Here is a 25015-nt window from a genome sequence, read left to right as displayed (position 1 = left end):
GGACTTTTCTCAAATGGATCACGCCTTGGCTCCGAAAAAGAAAATCAGTGCCTACGATGTGGCAGTGTACATCATCCTCGGCATTCTGGCGATCATCACGTTCTATCCGTTTTATAATGTACTTATCATTTCCGTCGCCCGTTTCGACGTGATCAGCAAGTCGAATTTGTACTGGCTTCCGCTCTCCTTCGATTTTTCAGCGTACAAGCTGATTTTCGGGGACGGGAAGTTCTGGAACGCCTTCGGCGTAACGGCTCTTGTTACCGCGGCGGGAGTGGCATTCAGCATGGTAGTCTCCGTCGCAGGAGCGTATGCGTTGTCCAAAAAAGGCATGCCGGGCCGCAATCTGTTCTTGACGATGATCCTCATCACCATGTTTTTCAACGGGGGGCTCATTCCTTTTTACCTGATCGTGAAAAACCTTGGGCTCGTCAACAACATTCTTGTCATGATCATTCCGGCAGGCATCAATACCCTGTATTTGATTATCATGAAAAACTATTTCAATACGATTCCCGAAGGCCTGGAGGAATCCGCGAAGCTGGACGGGGCCAATGATATCACGATTCTGCTCAAGATCATCATCCCGATTTCCGCGCCGTTCATGGCGACCTTCGCCTTGTTCTATGCGGTGGAACGGTGGAATGAATGGTGGCATGCGCTCATCTTCATCAGCGATTCCGCTAAGGCGCCGCTGCAGATCTATTTGCGGGAGGTGCTGATCACCTCGAACTCTTCGCTGAACAGTATGGCGATGACGCAGGCGGAGCAGACGGCTACCGCGAAGATATACACCCCGAGCCTGCAAATGGCGACCATTATCGTCTCTTGTCTTCCGATCATGCTGGTGTATCCGTTCCTGCAAAAGCATTTCGCCAAAGGCATTCTGGTCGGCTCCATTAAAGAATAAAGCACCAACACATACAGTCACCGCTTCATCCAAATACAAAGAGGAGGGTTTGGCATGAAAAAAACACGCAAGTTCAGCATCCTGCTGATGACGCTCGCCATGATGGCGACACTGTTCGCAGCTTGCGGCAGCAAAGACAATGCAAGTGAAGGCAATACCGGCACTACGACCGACGGCAAGAGCAGCACGGCGGCATCGGATGACGATCCGTTCAAGGAGCATCTGGACATTTCGGTGGCATTCTGGGATGTCGACGATGTGGCCGAAAAGTGGGGGAAGGACCAAATTTTTCAGGACTTAATGAAAAAGTTCAACATTACGATCAAGCCCGTCAACGTGACATGGGATGACTATGTGCAGAAATATCAGATGTGGGCAGCCTCCGGCCAGCTCCCGGATGTTTTCGCGACGGATGCCATCGGTACGCAGTATTACCGCAACTGGGTCAATCAGGGCATCGTGAAGGCGCTGCCGGAGGATATGAGCAAATACCCGAACCTGGCCGAGTACTTCGAAACGCCGGACGTGAAGGGCCTCAGCGAAAACGGCAAGTTTTACAACATCCCGCGGCGGATGTTCCCGACCGTGGATTGGAGCGTGCTTGACCGGGTCGTCCTGTACCGTTGGGATTTGGCGCAGAAGGCCGGGATTACCAAAGAACCGGAATCCTGGGATGAATTCAAAGCCATGATGCAGGCTATCGTGGACAAGGATCCGGAAGGCAAGAACGTAACAGGCCTGACATCCTCCACGACCAAAATGCTCGGCGGTTTCTTCTGGCTGTATGGCAACGCGGCAGCGACGAGCGACGGAAGCGGCAGCGATTTCAAGTGGATCAAAGAAGACGGCAAGTTCGTGCCAGCCGTATTCTCCAAAAATGCGCTCCCTGCCCTGCAAAATATGAGAGACATGTTTGAACATAAACTCGTCGATCCGGACATCGCACTCACGAAGCCGGACACAGCGTACGATAAATTTGTTTCGGGTAAGTCTGCTGCACTTCTGGCGGGCGGCGGATTCCTGGGCATCGATCAGAACATCTATGAAAAACGTTGGAAAAACGCCTATCCGAACGCTGATTTTACACAAAGCATTAAAGTATTGAAGCCGATGGTGGGGCCGGACGGCAACCGTTATCATCCTGTATTCAAAACTTATTGGTCCGAAAGCTATTTCAACGCCAAAATTGATGACAAAAAGCTGGACCGCATTCTTCGTCTTTATGACTACATCCTGTCTCCGGAAGGCAATGATCTGCTGACCTACGGCATCAAGGACGTGGATTACAAAGTGGAAGGCGACAAGAAAGTACCGCTTCACGATACTTCCTTAAACGAGAAATATCCGGCAAAAGGCTTCATGATGAATCTGGTGACGTACAATACGTCGAACGCTTACGACATCAACAATCCGACGATCGCGAACAAGGCGATCCGCCAGGAGGCAGTCGACTTTGTCGATTGGAGCATCAAAAACTCCAAGGTGCCGGATTACGATATCCGACTGACCTATATGTCCACGCCAACAAAAGATAAATTCAGTGTGCTCGACCATGACGACCTGCTCAACGTTATGCTGAGCAAGGACCCAGTCGATAAGGCTTGGGAAAGCATCCTGAATAACTACAAGGCGAAGGGCCTCGATAAAATGATCGAAGAGGTCAACGCCAAGGCGAAGGAACAGGGCATCGAATAACGACAAAAGACACAGCCAAGCCATTAAACGCAGCCTTAATCGCGGCACCGGGCGCCCCTTTAGACGAGTTGGAAATGTTCCCCACGGAACCATTGATCCAGAGTCGGAAGAGGGGCGCCCTTTCCATATGCCGAAGGCGTCCGCACCGGACGTACTCTTTTATCCAAACGAGGAGGGAATGCAATTGAGGAAAAAACATCTGGCGAAGGTATTGTCGACGCTGGTGGTGGGGCTGCTGCTGTTATCCCTGAGCCTGCCGGGAGGCAAAGCCGTGGTACACGCGGACAACAAGGCGTATTACGTCGATGCCGTGGGCGGCAATGACGCCAACAGCGGGCTCAGCGAATCGGCTCCGTGGAAAACGGTAGCCAAGGTGAACAGCACCACGTTCCAGCCGGGAGACCGCATTTTGTTCAAGGCAGGGGGCGTATGGAGCGGGGAACTGTGGCCGAAGGGATCGGGAACCAGCGGAAGTCCCATCAAGATCGATATGTACGGAACGGGCAGCAAGCCGGCATTTACCGGCAGCCAGACCGCGAACCAGACGCTGCGCCTGGATAATCAGGAGTACTGGGAGATCAGCAATCTGGACATTTCAGCCAATTATACGGATTCCTTTACACGCCGCGGCATTTACGTTCACGCCAGCGATTACGGGACCGTAAACCACCTTTATTTCAACAACCTCGTCATCCATGACGTGTGGCCCAACATTACACATACGAACAACAACACGGCCAAAGATACGGGAGGCATCTTTTTCTCCATTACGGGCGGCACGACGGTAACCAAGTTTAACGACATCCGGATTGAGAACAACACCATCCGCGATTTGGACCGGGAAGGCATCACGCTCACCTGGAGCTCCTGGTCGAACCGCCAGGGAGAGACGGGAGGCGCCGGGCCATGGACAGGCAGCACGAACGTCGTGGTACGGAACAACTACTTCTCGAACATCGGCGGAGACGGACTGGTGGCTCAGGGGCTGCAGTCGCCGCTCGTTGAGTACAACACGATCGACGGTTTCAATAAACGCAATTACAACGTCAGCTATAACGCCGGGCTGTGGGCCTATTCGACGGACGATGCCGTTTTCCAATACAACGAAGGAATGAACGGCAAATCGACGCGCGACGGTATGCCGTGGGATGCGGACGCGAGAACGAACCGGACCGTGTTCCAGTACAACTACAGCCATGACAACGAAGGCGGCAGCATGCTGTTCATCAGCTATGGCACGGAATATTCGCGGGATGCCGTGTTCCGCTACAACATCAGCCAGAACGACCGGAATTTCCTGATCACGGCGACGAATCCCGTAAACGCCAGCATTTACAACAATGTCTTTTATACCGGCAGCGGGGTGTCGGCCAAGGTGTTCAATACGAGCAGCGGCACGGCAGCCTTCAAGAACAACATCTTCTACAACCAGGGCACGGCAGCGACCGGCGGCTGGGGGGCCGGTTACACATACAGCAATAACGTCGTGTATGGCAATTACGCTTCACTGCCGAGCGATCCGAGCCTGATCACGTCCGACCCGAAATTCGTGAACCCGGGTACGGGCGGCAATGGCCGAAACACGGTGGCCGGCTATCAGCTGCAGAGCACATCGCCGGCGATCAACAGCGGTGTCAGCATCGCAGGTAACGGCGGCAAGGACTTCTGGGGCAATCCGCTGTACGTGGGTACTCCCGACCGGGGAGCCTATGAGCATCAAGGTTCTGTATCTACACCAGTGAACGTAGCCTTGGGCAAAACGGTGACGTCCGGCAGCTTCGTTAATAATCCGGAGCGTGTAACGGACGGACAGGCTGGAAACAAGGAGCAGTATGCGGGACTCGACAGCGGCCTGCAGTGGATGAAGATGGATCTCGGGGCTTCCGTTCCGGTCAGCCGGATCAAGCTGTGGCATTATTTCGACGGCAGAACATACCGGGACGTTGTCGTACAGCTGTCTACGACGCCGGATTTCACAAGCGGCGTGACGACGGTGTTCAACAACGATGCCAATAACAGCGCGGGGCTTGGCGCAGGCACGGATGCCGAGTATGCGGAAACGGCCGCGGGCAAAGAAATTTCGTTTGCTCCCGTGCAGGCCAGGTATGTGCGGTTCTGGTCTAATGGCAGCACGGCCAACGCTTGGAATCATGTCGTGGAGGCCGAAGTATACGCCGTTACTACGCCATAAGGAGTTGAAAATCGCGATGCGAATCATCCCGGTAAAGCGGTGGAAACAGCTTGGGATCCTCCTGTCGTCTTGCTGCCTCCTGGCTGCGGCCGCAGCCGGATACGCCTTTGCCAGGGACGGTGAGACAGCGAACGGTCCCGTAATGACGGTGAATGGAGAAGAAGTTACGGCAGAGGAATTTGAATCCTTCATGTCCCGCGAACGGCTTGATACGATCGGGTATTTTCAGACCCGATACGGAGCTGCGTATGATGCGAGTTTTTGGCGTCGTAGTTATGAGGGTCAGACTCCGCTTGAGGAGCTCCGGCAGCGGGCCATGGATCAGCTTGTACGAACCAAGGTTCAGCAGATTGCCGCCAAGCGGGAGGGGCTGACGGATAATATATCGTACGAAGCGCTGATGCTGGAACGCGAGGAGGAGAACCGGAGAAGGGAGGCTGACGTTCGGGCAGGCCGGGTCATTTATGGCCCGGAGCAGTATGGCGTGGAAGAGTACGAACAATATGCATTCAGCCGCCTGCGGACCGGCCTGCTGGAGCGGCTCGCATCTGGGGAGCTGTCGCCGGCGCCAAGCGAGATCGATGCTTATTACAGGGAGAATCGGGATGAGCTCTATCAAGCCGCACCGACGGTCCGCGTGATCAAGCTGCTGGTGTCCGGGCGTACCGCGTCCTCCCTGCAGCAGGCGGAGCTGGCTGCTCGGCAGGGCAAGAGTCTGAGCAGCCTGAGAGCGGACGGCATATCCGCGGATCATGGCATGAAGTTGTCCGAGCAGGTATTCGACGAACGGTCGCTTCGGGATGACTCGCGGTATGAGCCGGAGCTGCTGACGGCGGCGCAGCACCTTCAGCCGGGAGAGCGGAGCGGTGTTGTTCCCGTGGCGGAAGGCTATGCCATACTGGAATGCCTGGAACGGAGCGGCGGCGGATATGTCCCGCTGCCGCAGGTCGAGGCAGATATAAGAAGCAGACTGCTTGAGCATAAGTATGAAGCCTGGCTGGAGGCGCAGATCCGGCAGGCGAAGGTGGAGCTGAACGAGGACGAGTTCGAAAAGCTGGAGATCAGGGATTAAGTCTTCCGATTAGGAAGCGGATGGTCTAAACACAAGAGGACCCTTTCTGTTGAATGCGGAGGGGTCCTCTTGTGCTGTATTTTTCATATCGCTTGTTCCTGTGTTAACCCCTTACATATTGACTTCCAAAATCAAGATATGATATATAAAAGGAAGAATTAGCACTCAGGATGATAGAGTGCTAACGAATCGTTTGAATTGAAAGGAGCCCGACTCATGATTAAAAAGGAGTTTAAAGCCGAATCTAAACGATTGCTGGAAATGATGATTAATTCCATCTACACCCAGAAGGAAATTTTTCTGCGGGAATTGATCTCCAACGCCAGCGATGCCATCGACAAAATTTACTATAAGGCACTGACGGATGATCAGCTAGTCTTCAATAAGGACGATTACTATATTCGCATCACGGCCGACAAAACGAACCGTACGTTAACGATTACGGATACCGGCATCGGCATGACGCAGGAGGACCTGGAGAATAACCTGGGCATTATCGCGAAGAGCGGATCGCTCGCTTTCAAAACCGAGAACGAAGCCAAGGACGGACATAACATCATCGGGCAGTTCGGAGTCGGATTCTATTCCGCGTTCATGGTTGCCGATCAGGTGACGGTCATCAGTAAGGCGCTTGGCAGCGACCAAGCCTACCGCTGGGAATCCGAGGGCACGGAGGGTTACACCATCGAGCCTTGCGAGAAGGATGCGGTCGGAACGGAAATCACGCTCAAGATCAAAGAGAATACCGAGGATGACCAGTACGATGCTTACCTTGAGGAGTATCGTCTCCGCAGCATCATTAAGAAATACTCCGACTTTATCCGCTATCCGATCAAAATGGAAGTAACCGGACACCGCCAGAAGGAAGGCGAGGATGGCGAGTTCGAGGAGTACAAGGAAGAGCAAACCGTGAACAGCATGGTGCCGATCTGGCGCAAAAACAAGAGCGAGCTGACGCAGGAGGACTACGAGAACTTCTATGCGGAGAAACGCTACGGCTTCGATAAGCCGCTCACTTACGTGCACGTCAAAGCGGATGGTGCCGTCGTGTACAATGCCATCCTGTTCATTCCGGAAAATACGCCTTTCGATTATTACACAAAGGAATATGAAAAAGGCCTGGAGCTGTACTCCAATGGCGTGCTGATCATGGACAAATGCGCCGATCTCCTGCCCGACTACTTCAGCTTCGTGAAGGGTATGGTCGATTCGGAAGATTTGTCTCTCAATATCTCCCGGGAAATGCTGCAGCATGACCGCCAGCTGACCTTGATCGCCAAGAACATCAAGAGCAAAATCAAGAGCCAGCTGCTATCGCTGCTGAAGGATGAGCGCGAGAAGTACGAAACGTTCTTCAAGGCATTCGGCAGACAGCTGAAGTTCGGCGTCTACAACGATTACGGGGCGAATAAGGATACGCTGTCCGATCTTTTGCTGTTCACGTCCTCGAAGGAGAAAAAGCTTGTTTCCCTCGACGAGTACGTCTCGAGAATGCCGGAGGACCAAAAGTACATCTACTATGCTTCCGGCACATCGGTAGAGCGGATCGAGAAGCTGCCGCAAACCGAACTGGTTGCCGATAAAGGCTATGAAATCCTGTACCTCACCGACGATATTGACGAGTTTGCCATCAAGATGCTGATGACTTATAAGGAAAAGGAATTCAAATCGGTATCGAGCGGGGATCTCGGCATTGAAGCGGATGCGGATGACGCGGCTTCCGAGGAGGAAGCAGCCGAGAACAAGGAGCTGTTCGAAGCGATGTCGAGCCTGCTCTCGGGCAAGGTGAAGAGCGTCAAAGCCTCTAAACGACTCAAGTCCCACCCTGTATGCCTGACGGCGGAAGGCGACCTGTCGATCGAGATGGAGAAGGTGCTTAAGGCTATGCCGAACGGCGAAGGCATCCAGGCTGACAAGGTGCTGGAAATCAACGTGCACCACGAGGTGTTCCAATCGTTGAAGGCTGCATTTGATCAGGATAAAGAGAAGCTGGGATTGTATACCAGCCTGCTCTATAATCAGGCTCTACTGATCGAAGGCCTCCCGCTGCAAGATCCTGTCGATTTTACGAATGACATTTGTAAAATCATGGTGTAGTCTATTAAGAAGATAAAGATGCGCAGCCCGGCCTTCCGGAAGGCCGGGTGCGTTTGTTTTAGGATAAGAAAGTGTAGCCGAGGCTAACCATCCTTGTTCCGCAAGAACAACAACCTCAAAATGAGGTTGTCTGCTTAGAAAGTACGACAAAAGACGTTTCTCTTTTATTTCCATAGAAGATGATTTTGTCGGAATAGTGTATAATGATGAAGGCGCGGCCCTTTTTTTTCGCTGCGCATGCTTATCAATCTGGAAGAGGTGTAAATGTTGGAAGACCCAAGGTTACAAATGGAAGAACGTAATATACAGCACGCCATCATTGGAGACGTGATGACCCGTTTGCCGGAAATTCTGCACAGCTTGACCAAATCAAGACTTTCTTCGCTTGCCGCCGTCAATCAAATTTCCGGACGTTCCAAGATGAAGAAGGAAGAGCTTGCAGATGCTCTTTCAGCATATTTGACCGATCCCGAACAGTTGAAGTCCATCGTTGTTGTCACGGATGCGGATGAATGGAACCTTCTCGAGAAGCTCATGAAGGAACCATCCATACAGGAAAATTCGCTTCCTTTCGGACAATATTCTTATTTTCTGGAACGCGGACTGGTATTCAGCTTTTTCAGCGAGGGCAAGCTGCATGTTGTGATGCCGGAGGAAGTTAAAGCCGCCGCATCCACGATCAATCTGTCCGAGCTGAAGCAGGAGCACGGCTCCAAGCAGGAAGCTTACGAATATATCGCCGCCGCCGCGCATCTGTATGGTGTTATCAAGCTGGACAAGCTTGTTCATATATTCAATTCGCAGCATGATGAGGCCGTCACGGAAGAAGAGCTTTCCCATGCCGCCGGTGAAATGATCGAACGCGGTCAGAATATTTTTATTCACGAGGGCGTGTTGTTCAACGGGTTTGTAGCCAGCGGCGATGACGAAGCCAAGCTTGCCGAGCTGACGCAAGATTTGGACAGCAAACCGTACTACATCCCGGCAAAAGAGGAGCTTCTCCGCTATGCGGATTCCAGCTACTTCGAAATGACGCCACAGCTTGCCGAACTGCAGGCATTCGTGCTGAATAACATGTCCAAGGACAAAGAGCTCGTCGAGGCTCTGATGGACGATGTCCAGCTCGCCTGCACTCATAAGTGCGCCATGCAGGATTTGATCAACCAATTCGAGAACCGCAAGGTTTCTTTCAAAACGCCGGTTCATGCACAGCGCGTGATTTCGCTGTTAGCCGAAGTGTACAACCACACCAGAATGTGGTCGAATGGCGGATATACGCTTGTGGAGCTGAGCGCGATTGAGGGGAAGGATCCGCAGAAAGGGCTTGTCCGTCTTGTGGACGAAACCGAAAACGTTGTTCCCAAAGTCGGAAGAAACGAGCCATGCCCTTGCGGAAGCGGCCTGAAGTACAAGAAATGCCACGGTAAATAATATCCTCTAACACGATGGGGATTTCATTAACACCCTGCAGATGATGGGACACGCCAAAATGGTGGAGCGTCCGATGATCTGCAGGGTGTTTTTTGCATGGAATCATTTTCTTCGTAGCTGATGCGTCATCCTCAGCCCCTCCGCTTCTATAGTCGCTTTCTATAAGATATAATATAGGAACTACAGCCTCTCGCACTTCGCTTCTTCCATCCTCATCAAGATTGCCGCGCTTCTAGCGGACGCTTGTGATTCCGATCTCTCAACACCGCATGACGATCTCTTCATCATGATAAATCAACCACTTTTTTCCTTTTAGGATTATCAAGCCGTTTTCTCGTTTAATAACAGATAGGGTGATTGACCGTACGGCCTGTCTGGCAAGAAGAACATCGTGGGTTCTCCCATAGGGTTTCTTTTATTTACTGCTAATCAATGTATATAGAATGAACTGAAGGTAAGCCTTGCTTCCCCTTGTTTCCATTCGGAATACGGACGAAGTGCGACACCTATTCTTCAGTTCAGTTTATGCAGCAGAATCCTTATTTCTTAATTAAAGGAGAATCGGCCATGAAGAGAAAAGAAGTTGTCGCCATGCTGCTAGCGGGCGGGCAAGGTAAACGTCTTAAAGGCTTGACGAAAACGTTGGCAAAGCCTGCGGTTTATTTTGGAGGTACATACCGGATTATCGACTTTCCGCTAAGCAACTGCTCTAACTCGGGGATTGATACGGTTGGCGTGCTGACGCAGTACGAGCCGCTAGTCCTGCATTCGTATATCGGAGTAGGCAGCGATTGGGACATGGACCGCCGGAGCGGGGGCGTATACGTCTTACCGCCGTACGAGCGCGAGGATGGAACGAGCTGGTACCGCGGGACGGCGGATGCCATTTACCGGAACCTGAAGTTTATTGATCAATATGACCCGGAGCACGTGCTGATTTTGTCGGGCGACCACATATACAAGATGGATTATGAACGCATGCTGAATTACCACAAGGAAAAGGATGCGGACTGCACCATTTCGGTCATTGACGTTACCGTGGAGGAGGCTACGCGCTTTGGGATTTTGAATACTGATGACGATCTGCGCATTTACGAGTTTGAGGAGAAGCCGGCCAAACCGAAGAGTACGCTGGCATCCATGGGCGTATACCTGTTCAAATGGGATATGCTCAAAAAGTATTTGCTGCAAAACGTCGAGCAGAAGGATACGACGCATGACTTCGGCAAAGACATCATCCCGTTGATGCTGGGTGAGGGAAAAACCTTGTATGCTTATCCGTTCCAAGGGTATTGGAAGGACGTCGGCACGATCAACAGCTTGTGGGAAGCCAACATGGATCTGCTGTCCGAGGATTCGGAGCTGAATTTGAATGACCCGTCCTGGCGGATTTATACCCGCAATCCCAACCAGCCTGCGGAATATATCGCTCCCGGAGCGAAAGTGCGGAACTGCATGATCAATGAAGGATGCTCCGTATACGGCGAAGTCAATCATTCCGTTCTTTTTTACGGGGTTGAAGTCGGGGAAGGCAGCGTGGTGACCGATTCCGTGATTATGCCTCAGGTGAAGATCGGACGCAACGTGCGCATCCACCGCGCCATCATTACCGAGAACATGGTGATTGAGGACGGCACGGTCATCGGCGAAGACTTGGGCGAGGACAGCGAGATCCTGCTGGTCACGAATGAACAGGAAACGGCCGGCGGCAGTCCGCTGACATCTACAGCTTCTACCCATTAAGGCGTGGCACAAAATCCTGAACGAAGAAAAAGGACGGTGTACGATATGAAGGATCTCATGGGCGTGATCAATCTCGATCATGAGCTTGACCAATTGAATGAGCTGACGTATTTCAGGTGCGGCGCTGCCGTGCCTTTTGCCGGAAGGTACCGGCTGATCGATTTTGTAATGTCCAACATGATGCATGCGGGCGTGCTGGATATCGCGCTGTTCGTCCGCCGTAAATACCGGTCGCTGATGGATCACTTGGGCGAGGGCAGACCCTGGGATCTGGACCGAAAGCGGGGCGGCTTGTTTATCCTTCCTCCCGATTGGAATGATCCTACGGATGTCTCGACGGGCGAGCTGCAGCACATTCATAACAACCAGGATTTTTTTGAGCGGGGCTCGGCGAAATACGTTGTGTATTCCGGAAGCCAGCATTTAAGCAACGTTGATTTTTGCGAAGCCTATGATTACCATTTGAAGCAAGGGGCAGACGTAACGCTGATCTACACCAAAGTGAACCAGCTTCTGCCGGAGCATCAGGCCTGCGCCCGCCTCGACGTGGACGAAAGCGGCCGGGTGACCGATATTCATTTGGAAAGGGAGCATCCCAACGTCTACATGGAGATGTTCATCATGGAGAAGAAGATGTTTCTTCACCTTGTCAAACAGTGCATCGCGCATGGAGAAAGCCATTTTTTCAGGGACGCGATCCAGAAAAACCGTAAAAAGCTGAACATCGCCGGCTACGAATACAAGGGCTACCATGCGGTGATCAACTCGCTGGAAAGCTATTACCGCAACAGTCTGGACCTGCTGGAGCCGGAAAAGTACAATTCCCTGTTCCGGGAGCAGCCGGTGCACACGAAAATCAAATATGAGGTCCCGGCCAAATATCTCGAAACGGCCGACGTGAACAATTCGCTCGTGGCGAACGGATGCCAGATCGGCGGAACGGTCGGGAACAGTATTCTGTTTCGCGGCGTACAAGTAAAGGAAGGGGCGCGCATCCACAACTCGATCATTATGCAAAAATGCGTTATTGAGGAGAATGCGGTGCTCGAAAACGTGATTTTGGACAAAGACGTCGTCATTTCCCGGGGGCGCAAGCTCCAGGGCGATGTGAGAAAGCCATTCGTGGTCGCCAAAGATACCGCGATCTAAACCCTATGCGTCAGGAGGACACTTCTTTTGTTTAACAACAAGGAATTATTCAAAACTGCATTCAAGGAACAGCTGGTCAGCCGGCTGGGAAAAAGCATGGAAGAAGCGACGGCCGGCGACATCTACAAAATTCTCGGCAACCTGATCCGCGAAGTGATCGGGCGCGAGTGGGCAGAGACCAATCAGGAATACAAAGCGCAGCAGGAGAAGCAGGTGTATTATTTTTCGATGGAGTTCCTGATCGGCCGGCTGCTCGGCAGCAATCTGCTGAATCTGGGGCTGCTGGAGACGGTCCGGGAGGGACTGCTCGAACTCGGATGGAATTTGGAGGAAATCGAGGAGCAGGAGCAGGATGCAGGCCTCGGCAACGGAGGATTGGGGCGCCTTGCCGCCTGTTTCCTCGATTCCCTCGCTTCGCTTGGCTATGCGGGCCACGGCTGCGGCATCCGTTATAAATACGGCCTGTTCGAGCAGAAGATCATCGACGGCCACCAGGTGGAGCTGCCGGACGACTGGCTTCAGAAGGGCAACGTTTGGGAAGAACGCCGGGCCGACAAGCGGGTCGAGGTGCGTTTTTGGGGCCAGGTCGACGTTTCGGAAGTGAACGGCAGAACCGTCTTTCATACCGTCAATTATGAAAAGGTCTGGGCCGTACCGTATGATGTGCCGATTATCGGATACGGGGATCTTCACGTGAATACCCTGCGCCTGTGGAGCGCCGAATCGGCGATCGATCCGGCCAAAATGCGGATGGAGGGCCAGAACAGCTATTATAAATTTTTGGATTATAACCGCTCGGTGGAATCGATTTCCGAATTTCTGTATCCGGATGACTCCGGCTATGAGGGCAAGCTGCTTCGCCTCAAACAGCAGTATTTTCTGTGCTCGGCAGGACTGCAAAGCGTGCTGAGGACGTTCGAGAAGCTGGGGCTTCCTTACAGTGAACTGCCGCAAAAAGTGGCGCTTCACATTAACGATACACACCCGACCCTTCTCATTCCCGAACTGATGCGGATCCTGATCGACGACAAGGGCTTCGGATGGGATGAGGCTTGGGAGGTCACGACGCGGACCGTATCGTATACCAATCATACCCTGCTCAGTGAAGCGCTGGAGAAGTGGCCCGTGAACATGGTGCGGGAACTGCTGCCGCGCATCTATATGATCATTGAAGAGATTAATAAGCGCTTCTGCGGCATGCTGCTCGAACGTTTCCCGGGACAGCAGGACCTTGTCTCCCGGGTGGCGATCATCGAAGGCGATCAGGTGAAAATGGCTCATCTGGCCATCGTCGGCAGCTACAGCGTGAACGGCGTGGCCCAGCTGCACACGGATTTGCTGAAGAGCGATGTGATGAAGCCCTTTTACGAGCTGTTCCCGGAGCGGTTCAATAACAAGACCAACGGCATTACCCATCGCCGCTGGCTGATGCACGCGAACCCGGAGCTCAGCCATGCCATTACCGAGAGCATCGGCCCAGAGTGGATTGAGCATCCGCATCGGCTGCTGGAGCTTGAGCGGTTAAAGGATGATGCGGCCTTCCAAGAGGTAATCATGAAGATCAAGCGAAGCAATAAGCTGCGGCTCGCCGACTACATCCAGCAGAAGCAGGGGATCGCGGTCGATCCGGATTCGATCTTCGATGTCCAGGTGAAACGGCTTCACGGGTATAAAAGGCAGCTGATGAACATCCTGCACGTCATGCATCTGTACAATGACATCAAGGATCATCCGTCGGCGGACCGGGTACCGCGCACCTTTATTTTCGGCGCGAAGGCGGCACCAGGGTACTATCTGGCCAAAAGCATCATCAAGCTGATCAACGTCGTCGCGGACGTCGTGAATAAGGATCCTCACATGGACGGCAAGCTGAAGGTGCTGTTCCTGGAGAACTATTCGGTATCCTTAGCGGAAAAGATCATTCCTGCCGCCAATGTGAGTGAGCAAATTTCCACGGCCGGCAAGGAGGCTTCCGGTACGGGCAACATGAAATTCATGATGAACGGAGCGCTGACCATCGGCACGCTCGACGGAGCCAACGTGGAAATGCACCAAATGCTCGGCGACGATAACATGTTCCTGTTCGGTCTGCGGTCGGAGGAAGTGCTCGAGTATTACCGCACCGGCAGTTACCTGGCAAGGGAGATGTATAACCGGGATCCGAAGATCAAGCGGGTGATGGATCAGCTGGTGTCCGCCGGCCCGTTCTGCTGTCATGAACGCGAGTTTGGCCTGATCTATCAGTCCATTATGGATCATAATGACGAGTTCTTCGTCCTCCGGGACTTCGGGAGCTATGCGGATACGCAGGCTGCCGTCGAGCAGGCATACAGGAATGCACAGGCCTGGGCAGCGAAATCCATCGTCAACATTGCGCATGCGGGGCACTTCTCCAGCGATTGCACCATTAACCGTTATGCCGCTGACATCTGGAATATCCGTCCGACGCGCCCGGCAATCCAAGTGTAATGACGTTAAACGAAGAACGGCAGCCCCGAGGGCTGCCGTTCTTATGCTTGCTATGATTCGTATGCGATCGGACCTGTACCGCCGTCCCGCAGCAAGTGTCTGTAATTCGATTTGACGAATTCCACGACCTTGTCGCAAATGATGCGGTGGCCCTCCCGATTCGGGTGTATGCCGTCGGAGCACAGGAACTTCGTGAAATCGGGATGCGCCAGGAATGCGCCCCGCACATCGATGTACTTGGTTTTGGTCAGCTCGGACACCTTAAGGATGGTTGAATTATAACGCTCCTGCCACCAATAAATTTTAGTGACGCTGCCGAGCCATTTCAGGATGTTCCGCTCCGCCTCCGGGTTGTTCTGGCTGACCCATTGAAAATACTTGTCCGCATTCAGCGGGGGAAGGCTCATGAGTACCGGAATGATTTGCTGGCTTTTCAGCTCGTTCACGGTTTCGATGAGCATCGCCTCAAACGTATTAAAGTCCGTTTTCGGGTGATGCTCGGCATCGGGATCCGTCGCGATTTCGTTCCAGTTAAAGTCGCAATCATTGCCGCCGTATTCGATCAGCACAATGTTCGGCTTTTCCTTCAGCACATCCTTTTTCAGGTTGCTTATGCCCTTGAGCAGCGTGTTACCAAACCTTGCCGTATTGCGGACCGCGCCTTTCAGCTTGTTTTGGAGAAGAGACACGTAATTGTCCTCCAGAATCACGTACTTTTTACGCGTCTCGTCGTAAATGACCCCTTTGGAGATCGAATCTCCGGATACGATGTACTTGGCACCGTCATCCCCAAAGTCCAGATTAAATCCACCCACAGCTTCACCCCGTTTCCATGTTTTACTCTTCCTCTATTGTAGTGTAGTCGCTTCCGGTAAAGCAAGTGTCGCAAGGGAAGGAAACGGGTCATCATGGGCAATTTTGACATGTGACGCGAGGTTTTCTAGGGGGACCTGGGGTGCTCGAGAAGGGGAGAATGCCTCCTTGCAGCAACCCGGCGATTCGTAAGTCTTGTCCCGGCATGGTATAATCACCACAAAAAGGAGTGATGACATGACCGTGCAATTCCATGTTCAAGCCACACCCAATCCGAATTCCATCAAAATCAACACGAATACAACGATCTTCGAAGGCCCAAAGAGCACCTCTTTGAAGAGCGGCGATCAAACGGATCACCCGCTGGCCAGTGCGCTTCTTAGCATTGAAGGTATCGACAACATCTTCGGTATCCGGGATTTTGTGACGATCAGCAAGACGCCGGAAGCGGACTGGGACGACATTCTTCCGCAGGTGGAAGCGGCCTTTAACTCGGTTTACGCATAAGTACGGCATGAATGTGCCTGCAATCCGCATCGCTGGTGCCTTAAGCACCAGCGATGTTTGCGTTATTCTTCATTTTCAAACTCCCCTTTTAGCCTCAGCTGTATCATTCGATTTGTATCACCTATACGTAACGTAGCAAAATCCTCTGCCTGAAAAAGGGCTCCGTCTGTTAATAGGCTTAAAGTTCTGCAATCCACAGACTGATAGCCTATATTCCATATGCTGAGAAGGCGCCTCTGGTTATCATGTCTTAGTCTTGTATTCCTGATTGCAGATATCAATCGTCGTACCCGTTTGGCCTATTCACAAGGCGGGGCAATTGTGGTTTTCTGAATAATAGTGACGATTGGTAACTGGCTTGCTTGGCAAGCAGGAGACCTTACTAATGCAGGAGGCCTAGCAATGAATGAATCTTTAGTTAGAAAAAAGCTTTCTTTTTCCGTGCGGATCATGCTCTCCGCCTTATTTTTGACGGGACTTGTGAGCGGCGCGGGGATGACCGGAGGGCTGCCTGCCGCTGAAGCTGCAGCAGCGACCGCACAGCGGGCTGCTTTTACGGATATCCAGGGGCATTGGGCCCAGGAGCAGATCGAAGCTATGGTGCGGCAGGGGATTTTGGATGGATACCCCGATGGCAGCTTCCGGCCGAACGAGCCGGTGAAGGTGGACCAATTCATTAAAATGCTGATATTGTCCTTCAGCGATCTTCATCCCAATCTGGAACGGAGCTGGAAGGGAGCGTTTCTTGATTCGCTATCCGATGAAAACCGTACTATTTTGAAGCAGGATTACCGTTATTATAATTTCAAGCCGGCGATGACCGGATACTGGGCCAAACCGTACATCGACGTGGCCAGCGATTTGAATTTTTTGAGCAAAAGCCGCTTTAGCGACTTTCAGGCCGATATGACCCGGGAGAATGTCGCCGAAATCCTGTATTATACGCTGCAGGAAACGGAATTTCTGGAGGATGAGCAGTTCAGCCGCCAGGTGGCGCAGGCTTACGGCGACTTGACGAGTGCCAATGACCGCGAGCAAAAGTTTATTGCCGAGTCGCTCATCAAGGGCGTGATGCAGGGCTATCCGGACGGCAGCTTCGGCGTTGGCCGTTACGTGACCCGAGCGGAGTCGCTCGTGCTTCTTAACCGTTTGACGGACAAGGCGAAGCGCGTTCCGATCAAGCCGGAATCGGACAAGCTTCAGCGCCTCGTGCCAACGGCAGGCGGCGGTCAGAAAATCGTGGCTTTCCCGGATAAGCAGATGTGGGACGCCTACGAAACGCTGATCAAGGCGGGCAAGCTGCGCGGCACCAATTATGATTTATACGAAACGACGCTGCGGCTGTATAAGGACGAGAAGGAGAAGAAGGCCGTTCAGCAAAGCTCGGGCATCGGCAACGTAGGGGCCGGCACGACTGTGCCGCAGGAGGAGGCAGCCATATGGCTGGATCCGACGTTTAACACCTACGGCATCACGGTACGTCTCCGTGAGGGTACCATCGCCCGGAACAAGGAATCGATCGATCTGTTCGCGAATCAGCTATTCAGCTACGATGCGGCACTCTTTCAACGATGGTTCGATTCGATATGCACTGAAGTAGAGGCAGGACGCGCGCTTGCATCCAAACAAGCGAACGTGGGCGGGTATACGGTCAATGCACTCGTGGATAACGCGCAGAGAACGGTCGTGTTCTCGGTCGCGGCGAAGAAGTAATCCGGGGGTAGACCTCCTTCATGCTATACACGATAAAAAGCTCCCGACAGACCCTTGCTTGGCAGGCCGTCTGTTTGGGAGCTTTTTGTACGATTAAATATAGGGTTGCCGGGCTTATGGCCAGGGTATTGTGCTTCCGTTTGCTGCTGAGGTCTTGCCATACCTGAACTTATGCAGGAGGAAATCGCAGGCCTTGGCGGCTTCGGGTATCGTCATATAAATCGGTAATCAGCCGGAGCGCTTTCATGCCTTCTTCCGCATTGATCCAGAAAGGGCGCCCTTCCTCGATATGCTGGTAAAAGTCGGCGATCAGCTTCTGGTGGCTGGTCCCCCAATACGACTTGCCTCCCTGTGGGGCCGCCGGCGGTTCGCACAGCCGCGTTTCCTTGCCGTCCTTCCAGAGATACAAGGTATCCCTGCGCTGCTGCAAGGTTCCGTTCTCGAACACGATTTCAAGCTCCACGGGAGAATCCGTTCGATAGACGTTCGTCCCGTAAAAGAGCGCCCTTGCTCCATTGGTGAAATCGATGCAAGCATGCGCGGTGTCTTCCACTTCGATCATATCGCCGAGACAATCCGCCGTAACGCTGCCTTTTACGGAGGCAATAGAGCCTCCGAACCACTGCAGCAGGTCCAGGGTATGCAGCGTCTGGTTGATCAGAACTCCTCCGCCTTCGGTGGCCCATTTGCCCCTCCATGCCGCACTCCCGTAATAGGACTGATCCCGGTGCCAGGTAACGATGCCTTTCATGCAGACGAGCTTGCCCAATAGATCGGAAGCAATATACTCATGAATCATTTGCGAGGCGGCGTTGTACCGGTTCTGAAACGTAACGCCCAGCTGAGCTTGGCTGGTTTGCGCGGCTTCGAGCATACCCTTGGCTGAAGCCACATTCTCGGCCATCGGCTTTTCGGTCAGGACATGCTTGCCTGCCGCCAGCAGTTCCACGGCCATTTCCGCATGGAGATGATGGGGGGTGCACAGATGCACCACCTGAATATCGTCCCTCTCCAGTACCATCCGATAATCGGCAGCCGCTTCGCAGCCATAGCGTTCCGCGGTCTTCTGCGCCTTCTTTAGGTCCGTATCGATCGCAAGGCGGAGCTTCGCATGTCCAAGTTCCGTGATCGCGTCCGCATGCAGGGGCGAAATGGCCCCGCACCCGATCAAAGCTGCTCCAGTTATGCTCATGTTATCCCGTCCTGTCTGTTGAATTTGGCGTAGGCATGGCGAAAGACTAAGAGATGCGGACCGCCATTTCCTGGGCTTTCAGGCACAGCTCGGCGGCTTTGAAGGCATGCTCCTGCGTCATGGCCGTCTCGGTACGGTGCAGGCAATCGAGAATCAGCTCGCCGAAGAACGGATAGCCGACCTGCCCGTGAACCGCAAAATGCCGTTCGCCGTCCTGGTTGACCAGATACACGTGGTCACCGCCTTGTTCCCTGGCAACGTCAATGTACTTGCGGAGCTCGATATAACCTTCGGTACCGAGAATGAACGTTCTGCCGTCGCCCCAGGTTCCAAGGCCGTCCGGCGTGAACCAGTCGACGCGGAAGTATTGGCTGGCTCCGTTATCGCCCACAAGCGTGGCGTCTCCGTAATCCTCCAGCTCCGGATATTCCGGATGGTTGTAATTCGCAATTTTGCTATGAAGCACCTTCGCGTCTTTGCATCCCGTATAGAACAGGAACTGCTCAATCTGGTGGCTGCCGATGTCGCAAAGGATACCGCCGTATTTGTCCTTTTGAAAAAACCATTCCGGCCTTGAGGATGCGCTCAGGCGGTGCGGACCGAATCCGGTGACCTGAAGCACGCGTCCGATCGCGCCTTCACGGATCAGCTGGCCTGCATACACGGCAGATTCGACATGCAGCCGCTCGCTGAAATATACCATGTATTTGCGGCCGGTTTCTCTCACTTTCGCCTTGGCAGATTCCAGCTGCTCGAGTGATGTGAAGGGGGTCTTATCGGTAAAATAATCCTTGCCTGCGCCCATCACCCGAAGTCCCAGCCCACAGCGCTCGGAGGGAACCGCAGCGGCTGCCACGAGGCGCACCTCGGGGTCCTCAAGAATCTGCTCCAGCGTATCCGCGGCCTTCGCTCCAGGAAACTTGGCCGCAAAGGAAGCGGCCTTGTCATGATCCGGGTCATAGACCCATCTCAGCTGGGCGCCTGCCTCGATCAGACCTTTGGTCATGCCTTGGATATGACCATGATCCAGCGCAGCTGCCGCGAAGACGAACTCCCCGGGCTGCACGACATGGTTGGGCTTGCCCTGCGGCGCATAATTCATTCCGTCCTGTTTGGATTGGTTCATAGCGCCTGCATCCTTTCACGCATGAAGTCGCCGAACTGCAGGAGCAGCTCTTTGGATTCGAACTGCCCGCTGAAGTCTTCAATGCCCAGGTAGCCGTCGTAGCCGACGCTCTTCAGATCCCGAAGCATGGTATCGAAGTTCACGATACCTTCCCGCATAGGCGCCCATTCTGAACGCCAGTTGGCTGTCCCGTCCTCGCGGCGGCCATCCTGAACCCAATGCGCATTTTTGACATGAACATGCGCAAGATGCGGCCCGAGCAGCTGCATGCCCATCCGGAAATGCTCATATCCTTCATGCACCATGTTGCCTGGATCGAACAGCACGCCGATGTGATCGGGGTCGCAACCGCTAACGAGCCGATGGGCCAGGCTCGCGCTTGGCGCAATGGTTTTGTGATGCGTTTCGACAATTCCCTTTACTCCGTACTGCTTCGCCATCCGTTCCGCTTCCTTCAAATAGCGGGACGTAGCCTCGTACAGTTCGGAATATGGCCGCGTACCGTCATAAGGGGCGGCGCCGACCCGAATCATCTTGGCCCCGAGCAGGCGGGCCGTGTGGAATACGTGCTCGGTGGCTTCGAGATTTAGGTCGTTCAGGTAAGGCGTGATGCTGACCATATCCAGGCCTGCGTCCGCCGTGATTTCCTTGAACTTAAGGAGCTCGGGCTCCGATAAGGACGGATCGATCGAGCATAGGTTATTCCCCCAGAAAGAAGGCTTCTCATCCGATAAAGCTGCCGGCACCTCCTTGAATCGCCATTCGACGCCGTCCAGTCCGGCGGCCCGGGCCGATTTCACCAATTCTTCCGGGGTGAGGTCCGGCGTGACTACGGTAAATACGGAAAGTTTCATCGTATATATTCCTCCTCTAATCGGATTAGTGCGTTCCTTTGACGTCAAGCACGGTCTGCGCAGCTGCTTCTTTGCGGAAGGTGGAATTTTGGATTTTCTCCTGAAGCTTCTCGTGGAAAAGCTCTTCGTCCAGCGGCAAATCCACCCAGTCATCGGTCCAGGCCGACAGGTGCATCGCGTTCGAAATGGTCAGGCCGAGGATTCCTTCTTCGCCGGGTGCCAGCAGCTTCTCGCCATGCAAAAGAGCGTTCGTGAAGTTTTGGAGGATGCCCTTATGCTGCGGCCCGTTCCCGGCGGGTACCGGAATATCGCATGTCCAGCACTCCGGCTGTCCGAATCCGCCCGTATATTCACGGTTGAACTGAGGCTCCGGTACGCGCAGGCGCCAGAAGGTCAGCTTGCCGTCCTCGATCACGATTTTGCCGTTGTCGCCGCTGATCTCGTAACGATTGGTCCCCGGGCTTTCACCGACCGTCGTCACGAACACGCCCGTGGCTCCGTTTTCGTACTCCACGTATGCCGTCACGTCGTCTTCGACCTCGATGTTCCGGTATTTGCCGAACTGGCAGAACGCTCTGACGCGCTTAGGCATCATGCCTGTCGTCCACTGCCATAGATCCAGCTGATGGGGATCCTGGTTCAGCAGCACGCCGCCGCCTTCGCCCGCCCACGTGGCGCGCCAGCCGCCCGAATTGTAATAGCTCTGTGAGCGGTACCAGTTCGTAATAATCCAGTTGGTTCTTCTGACGGTTCCAAGCTCGCCGGACTGGATCAAGTCGCGCAGCTTGGCATATAGCGGATTGGTCCGCTGGTTGTACATGATGCCGAACTGCTTGCCTGACTTGGCCGCAGCTGCGTTCATCTCCCGTACCGCTTGGGTGTATACGCCGGCAGGTTTTTCAACCAGTACGTGGTAACCGTTTTCAAATGCCTGAATTGCCATGCCCGGATGATCATAATGCGGAGTTGCAATCAGCACCGTGTCCATCGCTTTGGAAGCCAGGAAGGCTTCCGGCGTATCAAAAAACTGCACGGATGCAGGCAGATGATTCTTTGCCCATTCTTTTCGTTCGGGATTCGTATCGCATACGGCAGTCAGCTCGGCGCCGCGTATATCCCCACTTAAACTTAATGCATGCTGAGAACCCATGTTTCCGATTCCGATAATGCCAAAGCGTACTTTTTCCATGCCGGAATTCCACCTCTCTGGTCTGCTATTCCCCCTTAGCTTAGCTTGAAACGAAGCCTGTGAGAATGAATTAGACTAAGAGGCTTTTGCACAAAATTAAGGTGTTTTGTATAAATATCGAATGTTACAATAGAGGGAGTGAGCACAAGGAGGGGATAGAGATAGAACAGTCGCTTGACCCGACCGGACGGCTGCCGGAAAGCCTGACGTTAAATATCAGCTATGCCCAGTACAGGGAAGGGTTTCCCGGGTGGAATCGGACCGAGATCGCTCCGTCTTTTCATCGGTTGTATTTTATTGCGGACGGCAGCGGTTCGGTTGTCTTGAACGGCGTCACCTATAAGCCGAAACCGAATCAGATGATGATCATGCCGGCAGGCACCAGCCAGATGGCTGTAACGGAGCCGGATCATCCCTATTCGCGTTACTTTTGCCATTTTGACGCACAGGTAGGGGAGTGGCCCCTTTTTTCTGCGGACAGCAAACTCTACATATGCGATGCCCGCGATCCAACATTCATCGAGCGCACCTTCAAGGAGCTGGTGGAGCTTTTTCATAAGGGAGGGCCGTTTTCGGTTCTGCGCACGCAGGCTTGTCTGCTGACGATGCTTGCGAGCTGTCTGGAGGACGGAGGATATACGGATTTTTGGAAGGACTTTTCGCAGCAGACCGAATCAAGCAAGCTCGGCGACGTACTGGCTTATATCCACAACCATTTGCATGAACCGATGGAAATCGAGCTGCTGGCCGAAATCGTGCATTTGCACCCGAACTATTTTATCCCGTACTTCAAAAAGATCATGGGCGTCACGCCGATGCATTACGTCCAGCGCAAGCGGATGGAGGAGGCTAAACGTCTCCTTTCCTACACGGATGCAGCCATCTCGGATATAGCCGACCAAATCGGGATGCAGCTTGCGTACTTTTCGCGCCTGTTTAAAGGACACACGGGGCTGTCGCCTTCGGCATATAGAGCCTGCACGCGTTAGGAGGAACAGCCCGGCTTGCAAAAGCAGTGCAGTAATACTATTAAATAGATGAGATCGCATGATCCATATGAAAAGGCCGGCTGCATTTGCAGTCGGCCTTTTGCTAAAGCTCTATTCTCTATGAATAATGTTATACGTTATCGGTATCCAAAATGTCCTGAACTACCTCGGCAAGGGTTACAATCTCGAGCGAATGCTCCATGGCTCTTTGGGCAGCGGAAAACGGCTTGATCAGGGACTGCTGAATATTTCTGCCGACAATGCATTCCGGATTGGGATGCTCGTGGGAGCTGAACAAATCATTCTCGGCCACGACGTTCACGGCTTTATATACCTCCAGAAGCGTAATCTCCGACAGCCCTTTGGCAAGTTCGGCTCCTGCTACGCCTGCCCGGACATGAACCAGACCGGCTGCTTTCAGCATGCTCATGACTTTTCGAATGACGACGGGATTGGTATTGACGCTGCCGGCAAGGTGTTCGGAAGTGTTCATTGTTTTCTCTTTATTGATTGCCAGCAAGCACAAAATGTGTATCGCGACAGAGAATCTGCTGCTGATGGACACGGTTGATTCCCTTCTTTCTTCCTACACGAATATATTCATTTATAACATGCTCATACTACCGACACAAGCGAATCCCCGGCGGTTAAGGTTGACAAAACAACAAAGTGTAACTATCATGATTACATGTAAATTTAATGGTTACAGGTTGTCATATGCAGATGGAGTATGCAATGCCGTCAGCAGTGAACAAAGGGGAGGAAAACATAATGAAAATCGGAGTGATCGGCGCAACCGGCAAAGCGGGGAGCTTGATTTATCGAGAGGCTGTTCATCGCGGACATGAGGTGACGGCTATCGTCAGGGACGCTTCCAGACTCCAAGGCGAGCATTCTTTAGTTGTCGAGAAGGACATATTCAAGTTAACCGCATCGGATCTGAAAACATTTGATGTTGTGGTGAATGCCTTCCAGGCGCCGCCAGGGGAAGAACATCTGCACGTGGAAGCAGGCAGGGTGCTTATTCAAGCCTTAAAAGGGGCTCCTCAAACGAAGTTGTTCGTTGTCGGTGGGGCGGGCAGCCTGTATGCCGACGAAGCCAAGACCCTGAAGGTCATGGATACGCCGGATTTCCCAAGTCTTTATTACCCGACCGCCTCCAATCAGGGCAAAAACCTGGAGGATCTTCAGAAATCAGAAGGCATTACATGGACATTTCTGAGCCCTTCGGCATTTTTTGATCCTGAAGGCAAAAGAACGGGGGACTATCGTGCAGGCAAGGACTATTTGCTTGTGAACTCCAGTGGAGAGAGTTATATCAGTTACGCGGACTATGCCATTGCCGTAGTGGATGAGATCGAGAACCCTAAACATGTAAACGAACGCTTTACGGTGGTCGGCGAGAAGAACTAATTCGAATAGAATATTATGAACGAAAAGATAAATCTCATCACTTCGGGAATTCGTTCTATCCTTATATAGAAGAAGCGAGTCTCTTGCTTGAGGTCAATATCTGTTTTAGATATCTAATGGGTCCGGGGCTAAGTGCCCGGACCCATTGTTGTATAGGATTGATTCATGGGTTTAGAGCCCATTGCAGAAAATACAATATGTAAAATTTTGTCGCTTGTACTGTATGTTTAATCGTGGTACATTATAAATCCGGCCGATGATAATCGATCGGAAATGAAATAAAAAAGAGCTTGAAAAAAGAAGTTGAAAAAAAGTTCTTGCAAAGCTCGAAAGAACATGATATTATATAAGAGTTGCTGCTGAGCTAACTGAGCGGCTTCGAAAATGAAAGAATTTGATCTTTGAAAACTGAACAACGAGTGAGATACAGGTTTCGGTAACGAAACCGACCGCGAGATCATC

General features: G+C 52.8%; 19 protein-coding genes. 13 read left to right on the top strand and 6 right to left on the bottom strand.

Translation table 11 applies throughout. The features are described 5' to 3' along the window. Positions 1–13: 13 nt before the first annotated feature. The 9 genes from ACTHPM_RS23190 (at position 14) to ACTHPM_RS23150 (ending at position 14757) form a co-directional block, all read left to right on the top strand. Positions 14–910, top strand: a complete 897-nt coding sequence (locus ACTHPM_RS23190; protein WP_440397567.1) for a carbohydrate ABC transporter permease — start codon at positions 14–16, stop codon at positions 908–910. A 54-nt stretch (positions 911–964) separates the two neighbouring features. After that, on the top strand, positions 965–2605 hold the full coding sequence (locus ACTHPM_RS23185; RefSeq protein ID WP_440397568.1) for an extracellular solute-binding protein: 1641 nt from the start codon (positions 965–967) through the stop codon (positions 2603–2605). A gap of 184 nt (positions 2606–2789) precedes the next feature. Further along, complete coding sequence (locus tag ACTHPM_RS23180; RefSeq protein ID WP_440397569.1) at positions 2790–4796, top strand: right-handed parallel beta-helix repeat-containing protein; 2007 nt, start codon at positions 2790–2792, stop codon at positions 4794–4796. 16 nt (positions 4797–4812) lie between these two features. Beyond that, positions 4813–5868: a peptidyl-prolyl cis-trans isomerase gene (locus tag ACTHPM_RS23175; RefSeq protein WP_440397570.1), complete on the top strand. Its 1056-nt coding sequence runs from the start codon at positions 4813–4815 to the stop codon at positions 5866–5868. 216 nt (positions 5869–6084) lie between these two features. Then, positions 6085–7965, top strand: a complete 1881-nt coding sequence (htpG, locus tag ACTHPM_RS23170; RefSeq protein ID WP_440397571.1) for a molecular chaperone HtpG — start codon at positions 6085–6087, stop codon at positions 7963–7965. A gap of 288 nt (positions 7966–8253) precedes the next feature. Continuing rightward, positions 8254–9396 carry a YecA family protein gene (locus ACTHPM_RS23165; RefSeq protein WP_440397572.1) on the top strand — a complete coding sequence of 381 codons (1143 nt, stop codon included), beginning with the start codon at positions 8254–8256 and terminating at the stop codon, positions 9394–9396. Positions 9397–9963: 567 nt separating this feature from the next. Then, on the top strand, positions 9964–11139 hold the full coding sequence (locus ACTHPM_RS23160; RefSeq protein ID WP_440397573.1) for a glucose-1-phosphate adenylyltransferase: 1176 nt from the start codon (positions 9964–9966) through the stop codon (positions 11137–11139). Positions 11140–11184: 45 nt separating this feature from the next. Then, positions 11185–12288 (top strand): glucose-1-phosphate adenylyltransferase subunit GlgD, encoded by a 1104-nt coding sequence (glgD, locus tag ACTHPM_RS23155; protein WP_440397574.1) that lies wholly within the window; start codon positions 11185–11187, stop codon positions 12286–12288. Between the two features lie 27 nt (positions 12289–12315). Then, complete coding sequence (locus tag ACTHPM_RS23150) at positions 12316–14757, top strand: glycogen/starch/alpha-glucan phosphorylase (RefSeq protein WP_440397575.1); 2442 nt, start codon at positions 12316–12318, stop codon at positions 14755–14757. 50 nt (positions 14758–14807) lie between these two features. On the opposite strand, the gene ACTHPM_RS23145 is transcribed toward ACTHPM_RS23150, so the two are convergent. Beyond that, positions 14808–15572 carry an SGNH/GDSL hydrolase family protein gene (locus tag ACTHPM_RS23145; RefSeq protein WP_440397576.1) on the bottom strand — a complete coding sequence of 255 codons (765 nt, stop codon included), beginning with the start codon at positions 15570–15572 and terminating at the stop codon, positions 14808–14810. Between the two features lie 235 nt (positions 15573–15807). Between ACTHPM_RS23145 and ACTHPM_RS23140 the strand changes: the two genes are divergently transcribed. After that, positions 15808–16077 carry a NifU N-terminal domain-containing protein gene (locus ACTHPM_RS23140; RefSeq protein WP_440397577.1) on the top strand — a complete coding sequence of 90 codons (270 nt, stop codon included), beginning with the start codon at positions 15808–15810 and terminating at the stop codon, positions 16075–16077. Between the two features lie 402 nt (positions 16078–16479). Further along, the gene (locus ACTHPM_RS23135) at positions 16480–17790 is read left to right on the top strand and encodes an S-layer homology domain-containing protein (RefSeq protein WP_440397578.1); all 1311 of its coding nucleotides are present in this window, start codon (positions 16480–16482) and stop codon (positions 17788–17790) included. A gap of 169 nt (positions 17791–17959) precedes the next feature. Here ACTHPM_RS23135 and ACTHPM_RS23130 read toward each other — a convergent pair whose 3' ends face one another. The 4 genes from ACTHPM_RS23130 to ACTHPM_RS23115 are packed head-to-tail and all read right to left on the bottom strand — an operon-like array spanning position 17960 to position 22151. Beyond that, positions 17960–18982, bottom strand: coding sequence for a Gfo/Idh/MocA family protein (locus ACTHPM_RS23130; RefSeq protein ID WP_440397579.1), 1023 nt, complete (start codon positions 18980–18982; stop codon positions 17960–17962). A gap of 46 nt (positions 18983–19028) precedes the next feature. After that, positions 19029–20108 carry a Gfo/Idh/MocA family protein gene (locus ACTHPM_RS23125; protein WP_440397580.1) on the bottom strand — a complete coding sequence of 360 codons (1080 nt, stop codon included), beginning with the start codon at positions 20106–20108 and terminating at the stop codon, positions 19029–19031. Further along, positions 20105–20962 carry a sugar phosphate isomerase/epimerase family protein gene (locus ACTHPM_RS23120; RefSeq protein ID WP_440397581.1) on the bottom strand — a complete coding sequence of 286 codons (858 nt, stop codon included), beginning with the start codon at positions 20960–20962 and terminating at the stop codon, positions 20105–20107. The genes ACTHPM_RS23125 and ACTHPM_RS23120 overlap by 4 nt, the downstream gene beginning before the upstream one ends. A gap of 25 nt (positions 20963–20987) precedes the next feature. After that, positions 20988–22151 carry a Gfo/Idh/MocA family protein gene (locus ACTHPM_RS23115; protein WP_440397582.1) on the bottom strand — a complete coding sequence of 388 codons (1164 nt, stop codon included), beginning with the start codon at positions 22149–22151 and terminating at the stop codon, positions 20988–20990. Between the two features lie 101 nt (positions 22152–22252). Here ACTHPM_RS23115 and ACTHPM_RS23110 point away from each other — a divergent pair, with 101 nt between their 5' ends. Continuing rightward, entirely contained in the window at positions 22253–23140 is an 888-nt protein-coding gene (locus ACTHPM_RS23110) for an AraC family transcriptional regulator (RefSeq protein ID WP_440397583.1), read from the top strand. A 130-nt stretch (positions 23141–23270) separates the two neighbouring features. Here the strand turns inward: ACTHPM_RS23110 and ACTHPM_RS23105 are convergent, their stop codons facing one another. Next, the gene (locus tag ACTHPM_RS23105; RefSeq protein WP_440397584.1) at positions 23271–23705 is read right to left on the bottom strand and encodes an Rrf2 family transcriptional regulator; all 435 of its coding nucleotides are present in this window, start codon (positions 23703–23705) and stop codon (positions 23271–23273) included. Between the two features lie 206 nt (positions 23706–23911). On the opposite strand from ACTHPM_RS23105, the gene ACTHPM_RS23100 reads away from it, so the two are divergent. Then, positions 23912–24553: an NAD(P)-dependent oxidoreductase gene (locus ACTHPM_RS23100; protein WP_440397585.1), complete on the top strand. Its 642-nt coding sequence runs from the start codon at positions 23912–23914 to the stop codon at positions 24551–24553. Positions 24554–25015: the final 462 nt, after the last annotated feature.

Origin of the sequence: Paenibacillus sp. SAFN-054 (assembly GCF_051966755.1) — a bacterium.
Taxonomy (GTDB): domain Bacteria; phylum Bacillota; class Bacilli; order Paenibacillales; family Paenibacillaceae; genus Paenibacillus_AQ.
Note: the sequence above shows the minus strand (reverse complement) of the source record. Positions and strands in the feature narration are given on the sequence as shown.

Coding starts and splice junctions, on each gene's coding strand:
- ACTHPM_RS23190 (WP_440397567.1), top strand. CDS start 14: ATGGATCACGCCTTGGCTCCGAAAAAGAAAATCAGTGCCTACGATGTG.
- ACTHPM_RS23185 (WP_440397568.1), top strand. CDS start 965: ATGAAAAAAACACGCAAGTTCAGCATCCTGCTGATGACGCTCGCCATG.
- ACTHPM_RS23175 (WP_440397570.1), top strand. CDS start 4,813: ATGCGAATCATCCCGGTAAAGCGGTGGAAACAGCTTGGGATCCTCCTG.
- htpG (WP_440397571.1), top strand. CDS start 6,085: ATGATTAAAAAGGAGTTTAAAGCCGAATCTAAACGATTGCTGGAAATG.
- ACTHPM_RS23165 (WP_440397572.1), top strand. CDS start 8,254: ATGGAAGAACGTAATATACAGCACGCCATCATTGGAGACGTGATGACC.
- ACTHPM_RS23160 (WP_440397573.1), top strand. CDS start 9,964: ATGAAGAGAAAAGAAGTTGTCGCCATGCTGCTAGCGGGCGGGCAAGGT.
- glgD (WP_440397574.1), top strand. CDS start 11,185: ATGAAGGATCTCATGGGCGTGATCAATCTCGATCATGAGCTTGACCAA.
- ACTHPM_RS23140 (WP_440397577.1), top strand. CDS start 15,808: ATGACCGTGCAATTCCATGTTCAAGCCACACCCAATCCGAATTCCATC.
- ACTHPM_RS23135 (WP_440397578.1), top strand. CDS start 16,480: ATGAATGAATCTTTAGTTAGAAAAAAGCTTTCTTTTTCCGTGCGGATC.
- ACTHPM_RS23130 (WP_440397579.1), bottom strand. CDS start 18,982: ATGAGCATAACTGGAGCAGCTTTGATCGGGTGCGGGGCCATTTCGCCC.
- ACTHPM_RS23125 (WP_440397580.1), bottom strand. CDS start 20,108: ATGAACCAATCCAAACAGGACGGAATGAATTATGCGCCGCAGGGCAAG.
- ACTHPM_RS23120 (WP_440397581.1), bottom strand. CDS start 20,962: ATGAAACTTTCCGTATTTACCGTAGTCACGCCGGACCTCACCCCGGAA.
- ACTHPM_RS23115 (WP_440397582.1), bottom strand. CDS start 22,151: ATGGAAAAAGTACGCTTTGGCATTATCGGAATCGGAAACATGGGTTCT.
- ACTHPM_RS23100 (WP_440397585.1), top strand. CDS start 23,912: ATGAAAATCGGAGTGATCGGCGCAACCGGCAAAGCGGGGAGCTTGATT.